Genomic DNA, 16,177 nt, shown 5'->3' on the forward strand with positions numbered 1-16,177 from the left:
CAGCGCAGGTCCTTAAGGTAAAAATGCTAAAAGCATCCATCATCGCTATACATTTTGCCAATGATCCGGATTTTACAACAGTCTAATATGATCAAAAATAAAGAAAAATACGTTTCAGGATGAGACATCGATGAGTACAACACGTTTCCCCAAACTTCCTCCATTGGTTCCCTCCCGCGGAGGTAAACTGAGCCAAACCCTGTTTAAACAGCTATTTTTGGCTCAGGGCTGGCAGCTCAAAGGCGAGTTCCCTAACCTGCCTAAAGCAGTAGCGATTATTTCCCCGCATACCTCGAATATCGATGCCTGGCTAGGTTTTAATGCCCTACTTGGTCTGGGTATTCAGATTACGATTTTTGGTAAAGACAGCCTGTTTCGTACTCCGCTTAAACCCATTCTGGAATGGATCGGTGTGGTTCCTGTAGTACGCGATACACCGCAAGGTCACACCCGACAAATTGTTGATGTGATTAATAAGACAGACCGAATCTGGGTAGGTATGGCACCGGAAGGTTCTCGCAAGGCGCCAGAAAAAATCCGCAGTGGTTTTTATCATATTGCCAAGGCAGCCCATTTGCCGATTGTGATGTTTTCCTTTGACTATGACATCAAGACCATTCATATCCTTGGTGTATATCACCTGACAGGTGATTATGAATATGATCTGGAACAGATCTATAAGCATTATGAAGGTAAATTTTCGGCCAAAAATCCGGATTGGGTCGCCAAGCCGTTACAAAACCTTTTGAAAAAAGACTAGGCAAAACTGGCTTTTTTTGATGTGATAGCCTGAATTTTGTTGATTTAATCGCCAGTTTTTTATAATGAAATTAGCTCGTTATGCTCTGATTGGCTGCCTAGGTTTAAGCCTTGCAGCATGTGATAAAGCTACTAAAACACCGACTACACCTACTCCTCTCCAGGCTCGTGAACCTGTGGTGGCTATTGCGCTCGGTGGTGGCGGCGCCAAAGGCTTTGCCCATATCGGGGTACTCAAAGTCCTCGAATCGCATGGCATCAAACCGAAGATTGTTACTGGAACTAGTGCCGGAAGCTTCGTGGGCAGTCTATATGCCAGCGGCAAATCTCCTTATCAGTTGCAGCAAATCGCCTTGAACTTTAAAGAATCCGATATTCGTGATTTAACCCTGAACCGCCAAGGGATTATTGCCGGACAAAAACTGCAGGATTTCGTCAATAAAAATGTGGCGAATAAACCGATTGAACAGTTCCCGATTCGCTTCGCGGCAGTGGCAACCCGCCTGGACAATGGCCGTAAAGCTGATTTTATCAAAGGCAATGCCGGACAAGCCGTGCGTGCCTCTTGCAGTATTCCAAATGTCTTTGTACCCGCTGTAATTGGCGGTACAAAATATGTCGATGGCGGTCTGGTTAGCCCAATTCCGGTAAAAACTGCTAAGGATATGGGAGCTGATATTGTTATTGCCGTAGATATTTCTGCACGTCCGGACAGCAATAAAGCGCTCAACATGTGGGGCGTACTGGACCAGACGATTAATATCATGGGTCAGCAAAGCATCAATGAAGAACTCAGCCAGGCCAATATCGTGATCCAGCCTAAAGTAGGTCATATCGGCACATTGGATTTAAAAGCCAGCAATGAAACCATCCTTGAAGGTGAAAAAGCTGCGCAACTGAAAATCCGCTCAATTGAAAAAGCCATCAGTGATTTTAGGCAGTCTCCGGCTGCATTCAAGCCTGTACGACCGGCAAAATTTTAATCAGAAATTTTTTATATTCATCTGCTGCAGCATCTGCTACATTGGAAGTAAATCATATAAAGATGATGATTAATTAAATACTTAGCAATATAGGTCACGATATGGAATTAGTTCTTGAACCTTGGCACTGGTTTGTATTGGGAATACTTCTTATTCTGTCAGAATTACTCCTGCCCGCTTTTGCTGCCCTCTGGTTCGGGATTGGTGCCATTATGGTCGGCATTCTGTACTGGATGTTCCCGATGATGGGACTGACCACCCAGATCCTGACCTGGATCATCCTGTCTGTTCTTTGTACTTTGCTCTGGTTCAAATTCATCAAGCCGCTTTCTATCGACAAGACCAAAGCCGGCTTGTCGCGTGAGGCCACTATTGGCCAAATTGGCATGGTGATTCAGACCGATCTTGAACAGGATCAGATCCGGGTCCGTTTTCCGCTGCCAGTTTTAGGCTCGGATGAATGGGATTGCCGTGCTCTGGATAAAGTTCAGGTTGGAGATCGTGTCCGTGTTGTCGATATCTTGGGAAATGACCTGGTTGTACAGCCCCACAGCACTCAATATCAAAACGAAAAAGGTGAATAAATTATGTCTGCTGGCACTATCATTGTTATTGCGTTCTTGGCCTTTGTTGCGATTACCATTTTTAAGGGTGTACGAATTGTTCCACAAGGCTATAAATGGATCGTACAACGTCTGGGTAAATACCACACCACACTTAATCCTGGCCTGAATTTTGTTATTCCTTATGTAGATGAAGTGGCTTATAAAGTCACCACCAAAGATATCGTTCTGGATATTCCTTCGCAGGAAGTAATTACCCGTGATAACGCTGTCTTGCTGATGAATGCGGTGGCTTATATCAACCTGACAACTCCTGAAAAAGCGGTATACGGGATTGAGAATTACTCCTGGGCAATTCAGAACCTGGTACAAACTTCGCTACGTTCAATCGTGGGTGAAATGGATCTGGATGACGCCTTATCTTCACGCGATCATATTAAGGCACGTTTAAAGTCTAGTATTTCTGATGATATTTCAGACTGGGGGATCACCTTAAAAACGGTTGAAATCCAGGATATTAAACCTTCTGTAACCATGCAGACGGCGATGGAAGAACAGGCAGCGGCAGAGCGTCAACGTCGTGCAACCGTGACTAAAGCGGATGGTGAAAAACAGGCCGCTATTCTGGAAGCTGATGGTCGTCTGGAAGCGTCACGTCGTGATGCAGAAGCACAAGTCGTACTGGCAGAATCTTCACAGCGTGCGATTGATATGGTGAGTCAGGCAATTGGCGATAAGGAAATTCCTGTGGCTTATCTGTTGGGTGAACAATATGTCAAAGCCATGCAGGATATGGCCAAGTCTCCAAATGCCAAGACTGTGGTCTTGCCTGCCGATGTGCTGAATACCATCCGCGGTGTGATGGGACGTCACTAAATTTCAGAGATACTTCACAATAGGCAGCCAATTGGTTGCCTATTTTCTTTCAAAATAAGAAAATCTCAGCAAAGATTGTGAATTTATGGTTAAATTTCGCGTTTATTTTTGAAATCCTCTGGATTCGATGGTGCTTGGCTTTCGGATTAAAGTCTTTCGCATCTGTCATAATCCTTGTTTCGATCTACTGTCCAACTTAAAAATGGATACCGTATGAGCTCCCTAAATCCAACCTTAATTACCTTTCTTTTTTATATTGTCGGCATGGTCGTGATTGGCCTGATGGCATACCGTGCGACAAACAACTTTTCTGATTACATCTTAGGGGGCCGACGTTTAGGTAGTTTCGTAACTGCACTTTCTGCAGGGGCTTCCGACATGAGTGGCTGGCTGCTGATGGGCTTGCCGGGCGCAATTTATCTTTCAGGTCTGTCTGAAATGTGGATTGCGATTGGTCTGATTATCGGTGCCTGGCTAAACTGGCTGCTGGTTGCGGGCCGTTTACGGGTACATACCGAAGTCCAGCACAATGCTCTAACCCTACCGGACTATTTCTCGAACCGCTTTAATGATCAGAAAAAAGTGCTGCGTGTGGTTTCTGCATTTGTCATTCTGATTTTCTTTGCAATTTATTGTGCTTCAGGCATGGTGGCAGGTGCGCGTCTGTTCGAAAGCATGTTCGACATGTCTTATAGTACGGCACTCTGGATCAGTGCGATTGCAACGATCAGTTATGTGTTTATTGGTGGTTTCCTGGCAGTCAGCTGGACGGATACCATTCAGGCAACCCTAATGATCTTCGCGCTGCTCCTTACGCCAATCGTAACCATTCTGACTTTTTCAGATATGTCCCAAGTTACGCTCGCTTTGGAAGCCGCACGTCCACAGGCCATGAACTTGGTCGGTGATCTGAGTACCATCGCAATCCTGTCCCTAATGGCATGGGGTTTGGGTTATTTTGGTCAGCCGCATATTTTAGTGCGTTTCATGGCAGCCGATTCAGTGAAGTCGATTCCGAATGCACGCCGTATCGGGATGACCTGGATGACACTTTGTTTGGGTGGTGCAGTGGCCGCAGGTTTCTTTGGTATTGCCTATTTCCAGCAACATCCGGAACTCGCTGCTGTGGTGAATGCCAATCCTGAAACCGTGTTTATGGAACTGACTAAAATCCTGTTCAATCCATGGATTGCCGGTGTGGTTCTGGCGGCAATTTTGGCCGCGGTGATGAGTACGCTTAGCTGTCAATTACTGGTTTGTTCAAGTACCCTGACTGAAGACTTTTATAAATCATTCCTTCGTAAAAATGCCTCACAAAAAGAGCTGGTTTGGGTCGGTCGTTTGATGGTGCTTCTCATTGCTTTACTGGCGATCTGGATGGCTGGTAATCCTGAATCTAAAGTACTGGGTCTGGTGGCGTATGCCTGGGCAGGTTTTGGGGCTGCTTTTGGTCCATTGATTATTCTGTCTCTGTTCTGGAAACGTATGACCTTGAATGGCGCTTTGGTAGGCATGATCGTTGGTGCATGTATGGTGATTCTGTGGAAAAACACCATTGGTACAACCGGTCTTGGCTTTATTCCAGCCGGCATCTATGAAATTATTCCAGGCTTTATCTGTTCATGGATTGCGATTGTAGTTGTAAGTCTCTTAGGCAAAGCGCCAACAGCTGAAATTACGACACGCTTTGAACAGGCAGAACGTCTGTATAACGAAAGTAAATAATTTAATATAAAACAAAAAGAGGACTTTAAGTCCTCTTTTTTATGCTCGTTTTCAGCTGATTTCAGGAAGATTAGTTTATTAAAATCAGCTTTTACGTGTCAGCAGGAACTGGGTAATCTGCATCAGGTCATCGACTTGCCCTTCAAAATGATTCAGTGCAGTCATCGCCTGATCATGTAACTGCTGTGCATAGTCTTGGGCTTGCTGTAAACCCATCAATGCAGGATAAGTTGACTTCTCCACTTGTTCATCCTTGCCCGCCGTTTTACCCAGCACTTCTGTATCAGAAATAATATCCAAAATATCGTCCTGTACCTGGAAAGCTAGACCAATCGCTTGCCCGAATTCACGCAGTTTTGGAATGGCCAGATCAGTCCCTTCAAAGATCGTCACCGCTGCCATCATAATCGCTGCACTGATCAAGGCTCCGGTTTTATTTCGGTGAATGGTTTCCAGTGCTTCCTGATCAATTTTTTTGCCTTCGGCCTGTAAATCCAGTACCTGACCATTGACCATTTTCGAGGAAGCAGTCGCCAGAATCTGTATCTGCTTCAAGACAATCGCTGGCTCTACTGCAGGCCCCTGGTCAAACAGACGACTACCCAGAATTTCAAACGCCATGGATTGCAAAATATCACCCGCCAGAAGAGCCGTATCTTCACCAAAAGCAGCATGACAGGTGGGCTGACCACGACGTAACAAGTCATTATCCATACATGGCAGATCATCATGTGCCAGTGAATAGCAATGAATAAACTCGATCGCAACTGCGGCACGGCGTACCGCAGCACTATTCTGATTTGGTTTTAACGCGGCAGTGGCATAACAGAGTGCTGGACGTACCCGCTTTCCTCCTAGCATTACGGCATGATGTACTGCCGACTTTAACGGTTCCGGAATGGAAAAGGCTTCCAAAGCAGTCATTAAATCGTGTTGAATCCGTTGTTGTGCTTGAGTTAGTGCATGGGTTGATACGTCAGTGATAGATGACACATTCGCCTCGAATACGTAGCCAGAATAATAAAATAACAAGTTTATAAGTACCTGTCTGTTATCAGGTATTGTACCTAGAATTGCTTTGAATTTTCAGTCTTAAATCCAAATGTTGTTTCATAATTCTGTATAGAGACTGAAAATAATCAAATCAGAAATATCTTTTTTAATAAAAAAACCACCAGAGAACTGATGGTTTTACTTAGGCTAATTTTCTCAAGAAATAATTTTAAGAAAGAACATCTGCAGGAACACGCACCCAACCTTCCATTAGCACACGAGCACTACGACTCATAATGGCTTTTTTCACTTTCCATTCCCCATTTTCCTGCACTGCTTGCGCACCCACTCTTAAGGTACCGGAAGGATGACCAAATCGAACTGATTCACGCTCTCCGCCACCTGCAACACGATTGACTAAGGTTCCCGGAATTGCTGCCGCTGTCCCAATCGCTACAGCCGCTGTCCCCATCATGGCATGATGCAATTTACCCATCGATAAGGCACGGACCAGAATATCGCTATCTGCCTCAGTGACTTCCTTACCACTAGAGGACGTATAAGTCTTTGGCGGAGCCACAAAGGCAATCTTTGGCGTATGCTGACGTGTAACAGCTTCACTAATGTCCTGAATCAGACCCATCTGTTGAGCAGCATAGGCTCGGATAGCTTCAAACTTCACCAAGGCGGCTGCATCATTATTGATATGGTCCTGTAACTCAGTACCGTTATAGCCCAGATCTTCTGCCTTTAAGAAAACTGTCGGGATCCCGGCATTAATCATCGTCACTTCAAAGCTGCCAATATTCGGTACTTCCAGCGTATCGGTTAAATTTCCAGTCGGAAACATTGAACCGCCCTCGGCATCATCATCGGCAGGATCCAGAAATTCAATCTGCACTTCGGCTGCTGGAAAAGTTACGCCATCCAGCTCAAAATCACCTAGTTCCTGAACCTGACCATTCTGCATCGGTACATGGGCAATAATGGTTTTCTGAATATTCGCTTGCCAGATTCGCACCGTAGACAGCCCATTTTCAGGAATACGTGCAGGATCGACTAGACCATTGGAGATCGCAAATGCCCCAACTGCTGCAGTCAGATTGCCACAATTACCACTCCAGTCCACAAAAGGTCGATCAATCGATACCTGACCAAACAGATAATCTACATCATGATTTTCTTGCTGACTTTTAGACAAAATCACAGTTTTGCTGGTACTTGAACTGGCACCGCCCATCCCATCAATCTGCTTGCCATATGGATCCGGGCTGCCGATCACTCTTAATAATAACTGGTCCCGAATCCGGCCTGCCTGTTGTGCAGCAACAGGTAAATCGTCCAGTTTAAAGAACACCCCTTTACTGGTGCCTCCGCGCATATAAGTGGCTAGGATTTTGATTTGGGCAGCGAAACTCATGAATACTTTCTTCCTCTGGCTTGTCTTTATTCTGATCAAAATTATTGAATATTTGTGAGACGAGTATAATTGGTTTAAAGCCAAGTAGTTGCCTTGCCCGACCTAAGTATAAAAAAACAGCATTTGTGTCGAGTTAAAAAAACAGCAAACTCATCAGTTACATTTTCAATAAAATTAATATATTGATTCACATATCTTTTATTCTATTTATTTTTATAATTTTTTTTATAAATACGATAATAATATTTCATCCAGACGGGTGCTCTAGGCTTCTTATCTTTGTTCCATTACAATCTTTATACCTATTTCTTACATTGTCGGGCTGAACACTTTGAATAACGAGTCTTCACAACTTCAGCGTGGCTTAAAGAACCGTCATATTCAGTTGATCGCCATGGGCGGTGCAATTGGCACAGGCTTATTCTTAGGTTCCGCACAGGTGATCCAATCTGCGGGTCCTTCTATTATTCTTGGCTATGCCATTGGTGGCTTAATTGCATTCTTAATCATGCGTCAATTGGGTGAGATGATTGTTCATGAACCTGTAGCAGGTTCATTCAGCCATTTTGCTTATAAATACTGGGGCAAATTCCCTGGTTTCCTTGCGGGTTGGAACTACTGGATCCTATATATCCTGGTAGCCATGACCGAACTTACCGCCGTTGCAAAATATATTAATTACTGGTGGCCGCATATTCCTGCCTGGACCTCAGTCCTGTTTTTCTTCATCGTAATTACGCTGGTCAATCTCGGCAATGTGAAATTTTACGGTGAATCAGAATTCTGGCTGTCCATTGTGAAAGTGACTGCAGTCATTTCCATGATTGTCTTTGGTCTCTATCTGATCCTAACCGCTGATGCATCTTCAGGGGCTTCTTTCAGTAACCTCTGGACTGCGGGTGGTTTCTTCCCTAATGGCTTTGAAGGCTTATTCTATATGCTGGCCTTCCTGATGTTTGCCTTCGGGGGGATTGAACTGATCGGGATGGCAGCAGCAGAAGCTGAAAATCCAGAAAAAACCATTCCAAAAGCGATTAATCAGGTGGTATTCCGTATTCTGGTGTTCTATGTAGGTGCATTGACAATCCTGTTGTCTTTAGTGCCTTGGAACCAACTGGAACTGGGTGGCCTGGATAAAAGCCCGTTTGTGATGATCTTCAGCCAGCTGGGGATTGACTGGGCAGCACATCTGCTGAACTTCATCATCCTGACAGCTGCACTTTCTGTTTATAACAGTGGTATGTATGCCAATAGCCGTATGCTCTATGGTCTGGCGCAGCAAGGTAATGCCCCTAAAATCTTCAAGACCGTGAACAAACAAGGGGTGCCAATTCCTGCAGTTCTGTTCTCTGCCCTGCTGATTTTCGGCTGTGTACTCCTAAACTACTTTGTTCCTGAAGATGCCTTAAGTCATCTGATTTATGTGGTGGTAGGTGCATTAGTACTGAACTGGGCCATGATTAGCCTGACTCACTTCAAGTTTATGCAAAGCATGAAGCAGTTAGGACAAAAGACCAGTTTCCCTGCATTGTGGTCACCTGCAAGTAATATTCTGGTTTTAGCTTTCATTGCGACCATTCTTTACATCATGTGGACACAAGGTTTTAAAGAATCAGTGCTGATGCTTCCGATCTGGGTCGTGATCATGTTTATTCTGTTTAAGGCACTGCGCCCTAAGAATTAATCAAAAAATCTTTTAATCGATGATTTTTAAAGTTATTGTTTCGGCAATAACTTTTTTTTGCATTTTTACAGTACAATAGCCTTCTTTTTGCGCCCTTAGCTTAACTGGATAGAGCAGTTGCCTCCTAAGCGACCGACGTGGGTTCGAGTCCCGCAGGGCGCACCATCCTTTCAAAATGTAATCTATACTTCAAAAAATTAGCGTTAATCTTCATATTTTTAGAATATTTTTTATACAAAAAATCATTTTTTCTCCATTATTTTATTTACTTTACTTTCAAATACTTATTTCAAAATAAGGCTATTTTTTGGTGCAAAAACTCTATTTTGGTGCTTTTTTAGACTAATTAGTTTTTTCTAGAGCATTTACTCTTATTTTAATTGTGCTATTTTTGTCACATGGAGTAACAAATGATTGCGGATAAATACCCGAAATCTCCAAGAATTTAATAAGTGCAAACAACAACGCTAGATATAAATTTGTACCTCAAGGAAAGACGTAAATGAAATTAAAAACATTAACTACTGCAATGATTCTTGCAACTGTACCAATGACGGGTGCTTTTGCAGCAGCACTAGATCGTTCAGGCCAATCTATTGCAGCCTTCCTACAACCTGGTAACTATTTTGAAGCAGGTATTTCTGTTTTAGATCCATCTGTATCTGGTAAAGCTAATGCAGGTTATACACCTAACGCTGCCATTCCTGCAGCATTAGCTGGTCTTGAGAATACCTCTCTATCAGACATGGGCGAAGATTATTACTTCCCAAGTGCAGCATTAAAGTTTCAAGTAGCTGATAAATTATCAGTGGGTCTTTTATACGATCAACCTTTTGGTGCTGATGCAGCCTATTCAGTTGGTGATGCTGGAGCAAACCCAGCATTAGCAGGCTTGGGGCTTCCAGCTGCATTATTTGCTGGACAGGGCTTATTCCATGATGGCCAAGAAGCAACTGAAGTAGAAGTTACAACCGAAAATTTAACGTTCCTATTAGGTTTCCAACCAACTGAAAACTGGAATCTATATGGTGGTGCGGTATACCAGACCGTTAAAGGGAATGTTCAACTACGTGGTACCGCATACGGTTCTACTATTGCATTAGGCCAATATAATGCAGATATGAAAGAAGATTCTGCAGTAGGCTGGATTGCAGGTTTAGCTTACCAAATTCCTGAAATCGCATTAAAAGCATCTTTAACGTATCGTTCTGAAATTGATCACGAAGCAGCAACGAATGAATATGGTACAAGCTTAATTTTAACTGGTTTAGTTCCTGGACCAGGTGCAGTATATAACGAAAATACTACTACCAAAATTACAACTCCACAATCTGTAAACCTTGATTTCCAAACTGGTATCATGGCTGACACAGTCGCTTTTGCTAATGTACGTTGGGTAAACTGGGAAGATTTTTCAATTCGTCCTGAACAGTTTGGCACAGTTTCAGAAGCTTTAGGTGCTGCAGGCTTAACCCCAGATAATCCAAATGGTTTTGACTTAGTGGGTTATACAGATGATCAATGGTCAGCTACTGTAGGTGTAGGCCGTAAATTTAATGAAAAATGGGCAGGTAATGTCTCTGTAGGTTGGGATTCAGGTGCAGGCAACCCTGTTTCAACTTTAGGTCCAACTGAAGGTTACTGGAACGTTGGCCTAGGTCTGCAATTCTCACCTGCTCCAAATTACTTTATCGCTGGTGGTGTGAAGTACTTCTGGTTAGGTGATGCTAAAGCTCAACCTGCATCAATGTTTGGTACAGGAAGCTCTGTAGCACAATTTGAAGATAACCATGCTTTAGGTTATGGCTTAAAAATGGGCTATCGCTTCTAATTCCTGATAATTAATAAAGACCACCTTCGGGTGGTTTTTATCATCCCAATTATATTTTTATACACCTGTATACTATTCGATGCTTTTATCACCACTCAAATTTTGCCTAAATTCATTTTTGAATATATTTTAATAAAAATCATTATTTGTTTATTTTCATTAAGTTAATCAACAAAATATAGTATAAATACTCTAAGCAATCATTTTTTATAACCGCCATAGTTCATTTCTTGGACAAGTGGAGCATTTACTCTTTTTAAATTTGTGTTACTTTTCCACAACTTTCATTAATATTTATACAACATTGTCAAGGATGAGCCATGAAGCTTAAGCCAATTTCTATCGCTATTCTTCTTTCTAGCCTGCCTACTTCTCTGGTATTCGCTGCTGGTTTAGATCGTTCAGGTCAGTCTATTCAGGCTTTTTTACAACCTGGCAACTATGCAGAAGCAGGAATTTCTGTTCTAGATCCCACTGTAAAAGGGACATCTAAAGTATCTGCTTTTGAAGGTGAAAAAATTAACGACATGGGGGAAGATTACTATTTCCCCTCTGCTGCAATTAAAGTTCAAGCAACAGACAAAATTTCTTTAGGCTTGATCTATGATCAACCTTTTGGAGCAGATGCAACATACGCTGAAACTGCTGGTTCTTTTGGTAATGGTGTAGAAGGTACATCAGTTGATGTTGACACACATAATTTAACTGCCCTCATTGGTTATCAACCTACAGAAAACTGGAATTTCTATGCTGGTCCAGTGTGGCAAACTGTTGAGGCTGATATTAAATTACGGGGGGGTGCTTATTCTTTATTAAGTGGCTATAACATTCAGCTTAAACAAGAAGAAGCCTTTGGATGGCTTGCTGGATTTGCTTATCAAATTCCTGAAATTGCATTAAAAGCTTCTGTTACCTATCGTTCAGAAATTAAGCATAAAGCAAAATCTTCTGAACAGTCTGATTTAGCTCTTTTAGGACAACAACTTCCTGATGCAGGTCATCCTTTAAGTCCAGCAAAACCATTATTGGCGACTTTAGGTGAAAGAGAAAGCACTGTTGAGGCGGTTACACCTCAGTCGGTAAATATTGATCTACAGTCAGGTATCGCTCAAAATACTATTGCTTTTGCAAATCTTCGTTGGGTTCATTGGGACCAATTTGCTGTGACACCATCTTTACTCGCTCAAGCTTCAGCCTTGGCAAAAGGAAAAGCACAAAATCTGATCGATTACTCTGATGATCAATGGTCAGCAACAGTCGGTGTAGGTCGCAAATTCAATAATAAATGGTCAGGTTCAGCTTCTGTAGGTTATGACTCAGGTGCAGGCAACCCTGTAACGACTTTAGGTCCAACTGAAGGTTACTGGAACGTAGGCTTAGGTGCCCAATATAGCCCTGCTGAGAACTACTTTATTCAGGCTGGCGTAAAATATTTCTGGTTAGGCGATGCCCAAGCACAAACTGGTGGCACTATTGTAGGTGATTTTGAAGACAACCATGCCATGGGTTATGGCTTAAAAATCGGCTACCGTTTCTAATTGCGTTAAAAAATTAGTATTCAACAAGAAAGGGCGCTATAAGCGCCCTTTCTTTTATTACATACACTTAAATATTAAGCTGGAATATCACGTACTGAAGCATTACGAATGGCTTCTTTTAACGCATCATAACCACGAATTGGCGGGAATTGCGGGAATTCAGCAATCACATTTTCAGGCGCATCAAATAGGAAACCATGATCTGCTTCACCTAGCATCGTGGTATCATTATAAGAATCTCCTGCTGCAATCACACGGAAGTTCAAGCCATGTAATGCTTTTACGGCTTGACGTTTTTGGTCCGGCTGACGAAGTTTATAAGCAGTGATCATGCCCTCTTCATCAGTTTCCAGCTTATGACAGAAAATCGTTGGCCAGCCTAATTGCTTCATTAAAGGATGAGCAAATTCATAGAAAGTATCAGACAGAATAATCAGCTGAAAATGAGTACTTACCCATTCTACAAATTCTTTAGCGCCTTCAAATGGTCCCATATCCGCAATCACGGCTTGGATATCATTTAGACCTAAACCATGCTGTTTTAAAATATTCAAACGCTGGGTCATCAACACATCATAGTCAGGAATATCACGTGTCGTTGCTTCGAGCTCTTTAATACCTGTTTTTTTAGCAAAATTAATCCAGATTTCTGGAACCAAAACGCCCTCTAGATCTAGACATACGACTTCCATGAAGCATCCCCCTCAATTGTATTGAAAAAATTTTGCCCTATCATAGCTGAAGAAAAAGATTTTGCACTGTTCTTTTTTAAATCTGTTTTTTTCATAAGTATTTATTTTTTAGTGATAAGTAGCTTTGGGCATTTCTATTAAAATAGAATAAATCTGAAATAAATTCATATAGGCCACGTCATTTCCAAGCCTATGTTGCCAGGACTCATATGACCAAAATCCCCACTATTGCTATGGTAGATGCGTTCGCATCTGAATATGCGGATAAATCACCAAGTGAAATTTTAGCGCTTGCTCTCGACCANNATTTAGGTAAACCTTTCCGGGTATTTAGCCTAGATACAGGGCGTCTGCATGCTGAGACTTATCAATTTATTGAAAAGGTTCGCCAGCACTATAATATTGATATCGAAATCTGCTTCCCGGAAACAGAGGCGATTCAACAACTGATGACTGAAAAAGGTTTGTTCAGTTTCTACCGTGACGGCCATCAGGAATGTTGCGGAATCCGCAAGGTGCAACCTTTACGCAAAAAACTGGCAACTTTAGATGGCTGGATTACCGGTCAGCGTAAAGACCAAAGCCCGGGAACACGTAATGACATTCCAGTGGTTCAATCTGATGAAGGTTTTTCTGGTCCAGGCAAACAGCTGATTAAATATAATCCCCTTGCCAACTGGTCTAGTGCAGATGTGTGGAATTATATCCGTATGATGGAAATTCCATACAATCCATTGCATGAAAAAGGTTTCATCTCGATTGGTTGTGAACCTTGTACCCGCCCTGTGCTGCCAAATCAGCATGAACGCGAAGGACGCTGGTGGTGGGAAGAAGCCACCCATAAAGAATGTGGCTTGCATGCCGGCAACTTGAAAAAATAGTCTTAAAAAACCATCCGTTCGTCGGGTGGTTTTTTTGTGAACCAATCGGGTACAGAAAAATCAGTACCTTTATGCGACAAAATCGCTATACTTTGTAATGTGATACCAATAATTCTAACAAGGTTGCTTATACATGAGCAGCTGAAGAAAATGCAGTGAGGCAATCTACGCTATGCGTCCATTACATCCGATTGACTTTATTTTTTTGTCTTTAGAGAAACGGCAGCAGCCTATGCATGTAGGCGGGTTATTTTTGTTTCAAATTCCTGACAATGCACCAGCCTCTTTTATCCAGGATCTGGTGACTGATATTCGTAATTCCAAATCCTCACCGATTCCTCCATTTAATAACTATTTAAACGGTTTATTTTGGGATGAAGATGAAGAGTTTGATTTAGATCATCATTTTCGTCATATTGCCTTACCGAAGCCTGGGCGTATCCGCGAGCTGCTGACTTATATTTCCCAAGAACACAGTGCACTAATTGACCGCGCTAAACCACTATGGACCTGTCATATTATTGAAGGCATTGAAGGCAATCGTTTTGCCATGTACTTCAAGATTCACCATGCGATGGTAGATGGTATTGCAGGCATGCGTCTGGTAGAAAAATCACTTTCTCATGATCCACATGCGAAAAGTATTGTGCCACCTTGGTGTGTAGAAGGCCCACGAGCAAAACGTCTGAAAGCGCCGAAAGTCAGCCGCATGAAGAATGTTCTACAGGCGATTAAAGGACAGCTGGAATGTACACCACGAGTGGCTTATGAATTATCGCAAACCGTACTGAAAGATATGGGGCGTAATCCGGATTATGTATCCAGCTTTCAGGCGCCAAGTTCGATTTTAAATCAGCGTGTTAGTGCCTCACGTCGTTTCGCAGCCCAATCTTTTGAGTTCTCACGTCTGCGTCATATTTCCAAAGCTTTAGGTGTAACCATTAATGATATCGTGCTGGCGATCTGTTCAGGTGCCTTACGCGAATATTTACTCACACAAAATGCTTTGCCGAAAAAACCATTGATTGCGATGGTGCCNNTTGGAAGCCTTATATCCGGCTTCGATTGTACTGGATGGACAAGCACTGAATATCACCATGACCAGTTATATGGACAAGCTTGAAGTCGGTCTTACCGCTTGCCGTAATGCTCTACCCAAAATGCAGAATCTGTTGACTCATCTTGAAGAAGAAATTCAGCGCTTCGAATGGATTGTAGATGGTGAACCCGTCCCAAAGTTGAAAGCGGTCAGTTAGCCGCGGATGAATAAAATCTGGCAATGGACTGCTAAAAAATGTGTGAGCACTTTTGCTAATCATTTAGTAAAAAATAAAGGGACATTTTAGGCCCCTTTATTTTATTCTTTTTACAGTTTGAATGAAATTCATACAACTGCAATCTATTTTGGTTTAATTAACTTTTAATAGTACGACATTGTTTTAACAACTGATGGCAGACAGAGCGAATCATAGAAGCTGTAATCTGAACTTCATTCCCGCGTTCATCCACAATATATCCTGCATGCACAGCCTTTGGTTCTAATACGTGTTTCAAGCTTTTATTGATTACAACTTTACTCATACTCATCATAGACTCCTTTTGCTAAGCCTAGAACTGGGAGAAAGGCTTTGGCTAATTTGATGTTTCTAGTATTGTAAATATCAGTAGAGTTGTAAAATTTCAGATGTAACAAGTGTTTAACGATATTCTGTTACAATTTCAGCTGAGGATGATATCGTATTGCTCTTGCGTGTATAAATTTTCGACCTGGAATTTAATTACACGATTAATAAAGTGTTCCAGATCCGCCACAGCCGGGGCTTCTGCAGTTAACAGCCGATCAATCACTGCCGGATGGGCAACAACAGTAAAGCCACTTTGTGATTCATAAGCGCGAGCATAGCGCAAGATTTCCCGAAAGATTTCGTAACACACTGATTCTGCTGTTTTCACATATCCACGTCCCTGACAGGTCGGACAGGACTCGCATAACAAGTGTTCCAAAGACTCACGGGTACGCTTACGCGTCATCTCTACTAGCCCCAGTTCAGACACCTGGGTGATCTTGGTTTTGGCATGATCACGTTCCAGCATTTTCACAAACTGGTTCATCACCTCTTCACGGTGCTGGGCTTCCTGCATGTCAATGAAGTCGATGATGATAATACCGCCCAGATTACGCAGACGCAGCTGACGTGCAATGACCTGTGTGGCTTCCATATTGGTTTTAAA

At 42.5% G+C, this 16,177-nt stretch carries 13 protein-coding genes, 1 tRNA gene and 2 pseudogenes (1 of these 16 running past the window's edge); 11 read left to right on the forward strand and 5 right to left on the reverse strand.

Translation table 11 applies throughout. From position 1 onward, the window contains the following. The first annotated feature begins 130 nt into the window (after nucleotides 1-130). The 5 genes from B3J29_RS10015 (at nucleotide 131) to putP (ending at nucleotide 4,906) form a co-directional block, all read left to right on the forward strand. On the forward strand, nucleotides 131-760 hold the full coding sequence (locus tag B3J29_RS10015) for a 1-acyl-sn-glycerol-3-phosphate acyltransferase (RefSeq protein WP_286965247.1): 630 nt from the start codon (nucleotides 131-133) through the stop codon (nucleotides 758-760). 64 nt (nucleotides 761-824) lie between these two features. Further along, nucleotides 825-1,742: a patatin-like phospholipase family protein gene (locus tag B3J29_RS10020; RefSeq protein ID WP_286965248.1), complete on the forward strand. Its 918-nt coding sequence runs from the start codon at nucleotides 825-827 to the stop codon at nucleotides 1,740-1,742. Nucleotides 1,743-1,843: 101 nt separating this feature from the next. Further along, on the forward strand, nucleotides 1,844-2,326 hold the full coding sequence (locus tag B3J29_RS10025) for an NfeD family protein (protein WP_004783073.1): 483 nt from the start codon (nucleotides 1,844-1,846) through the stop codon (nucleotides 2,324-2,326). A 3-nt stretch (nucleotides 2,327-2,329) separates the two neighbouring features. After that, on the forward strand, nucleotides 2,330-3,181 hold the full coding sequence (locus tag B3J29_RS10030) for an SPFH domain-containing protein (RefSeq protein ID WP_005234507.1): 852 nt from the start codon (nucleotides 2,330-2,332) through the stop codon (nucleotides 3,179-3,181). A gap of 213 nt (nucleotides 3,182-3,394) precedes the next feature. Beyond that, nucleotides 3,395-4,906, forward strand: a complete 1,512-nt coding sequence (gene putP, locus B3J29_RS10035) for a sodium/proline symporter PutP (RefSeq protein WP_286965249.1) — start codon at nucleotides 3,395-3,397, stop codon at nucleotides 4,904-4,906. Nucleotides 4,907-4,990: 84 nt separating this feature from the next. On the opposite strand, the gene B3J29_RS10040 is transcribed toward putP, so the two are convergent. Beyond that, nucleotides 4,991-5,899: a polyprenyl synthetase family protein gene (locus tag B3J29_RS10040; RefSeq protein WP_286965250.1), complete on the reverse strand. Its 909-nt coding sequence runs from the start codon at nucleotides 5,897-5,899 to the stop codon at nucleotides 4,991-4,993. Nucleotides 5,900-6,128: 229 nt separating this feature from the next. Further along, nucleotides 6,129-7,319, reverse strand: coding sequence for a 2-methylaconitate cis-trans isomerase PrpF (prpF, locus tag B3J29_RS10045; RefSeq protein WP_286965251.1), 1,191 nt, complete (start codon nucleotides 7,317-7,319; stop codon nucleotides 6,129-6,131). Between the two features lie 331 nt (nucleotides 7,320-7,650). Here prpF and B3J29_RS10050 point away from each other — a divergent pair, with 331 nt between their 5' ends. The 4 genes from B3J29_RS10050 (at nucleotide 7,651) to B3J29_RS10065 (ending at nucleotide 12,372) form a co-directional block, all read left to right on the forward strand. Then, nucleotides 7,651-9,003 carry an amino acid permease gene (locus B3J29_RS10050; RefSeq protein WP_004783078.1) on the forward strand — a complete coding sequence of 451 codons (1,353 nt, stop codon included), beginning with the start codon at nucleotides 7,651-7,653 and terminating at the stop codon, nucleotides 9,001-9,003. An 89-nt stretch (nucleotides 9,004-9,092) separates the two neighbouring features. Continuing rightward, a tRNA-Arg gene (locus tag B3J29_RS10055) sits at nucleotides 9,093-9,168 on the forward strand. A 337-nt stretch (nucleotides 9,169-9,505) separates the two neighbouring features. After that, nucleotides 9,506-10,834 carry an OmpP1/FadL family transporter gene (locus tag B3J29_RS10060; RefSeq protein WP_286965252.1) on the forward strand — a complete coding sequence of 443 codons (1,329 nt, stop codon included), beginning with the start codon at nucleotides 9,506-9,508 and terminating at the stop codon, nucleotides 10,832-10,834. Between the two features lie 320 nt (nucleotides 10,835-11,154). Beyond that, on the forward strand, nucleotides 11,155-12,372 hold the full coding sequence (locus tag B3J29_RS10065; protein WP_286965253.1) for an OmpP1/FadL family transporter: 1,218 nt from the start codon (nucleotides 11,155-11,157) through the stop codon (nucleotides 12,370-12,372). A gap of 74 nt (nucleotides 12,373-12,446) precedes the next feature. Here the strand turns inward: B3J29_RS10065 and thrH are convergent, their stop codons facing one another. Next, nucleotides 12,447-13,064: a bifunctional phosphoserine phosphatase/homoserine phosphotransferase ThrH gene (thrH, locus tag B3J29_RS10070; RefSeq protein WP_179993412.1), complete on the reverse strand. Its 618-nt coding sequence runs from the start codon at nucleotides 13,062-13,064 to the stop codon at nucleotides 12,447-12,449. 209 nt (nucleotides 13,065-13,273) lie between these two features. On the opposite strand from thrH, the gene B3J29_RS10075 reads away from it, so the two are divergent. Then, nucleotides 13,274-13,945 (forward strand): phosphoadenylyl-sulfate reductase, encoded by a 672-nt coding sequence (locus B3J29_RS10075; protein WP_286965254.1) that lies wholly within the window; start codon nucleotides 13,274-13,276, stop codon nucleotides 13,943-13,945. Nucleotides 13,946-14,117: 172 nt separating this feature from the next. Next, nucleotides 14,118-15,201: pseudogene (locus tag B3J29_RS10080) on the forward strand (wax ester/triacylglycerol synthase family O-acyltransferase). A gap of 157 nt (nucleotides 15,202-15,358) precedes the next feature. Here the strand turns inward: B3J29_RS10080 and B3J29_RS10085 are convergent. Then, entirely contained in the window at nucleotides 15,359-15,532 is a 174-nt protein-coding gene (locus B3J29_RS10085; RefSeq protein WP_004783090.1) for a PA1571 family protein, read from the reverse strand. A gap of 132 nt (nucleotides 15,533-15,664) precedes the next feature. Then, nucleotides 15,665-16,177 (reverse strand): annotated as a pseudogene (locus tag B3J29_RS10090) (ribonuclease E/G) (it continues 757 nt past the right edge of the window).

The sequence above is a fragment of the Acinetobacter sp. UBA5984 genome, from assembly GCF_002429925.1.
Classification (GTDB): domain Bacteria; phylum Pseudomonadota; class Gammaproteobacteria; order Pseudomonadales; family Moraxellaceae; genus Acinetobacter; species Acinetobacter variabilis.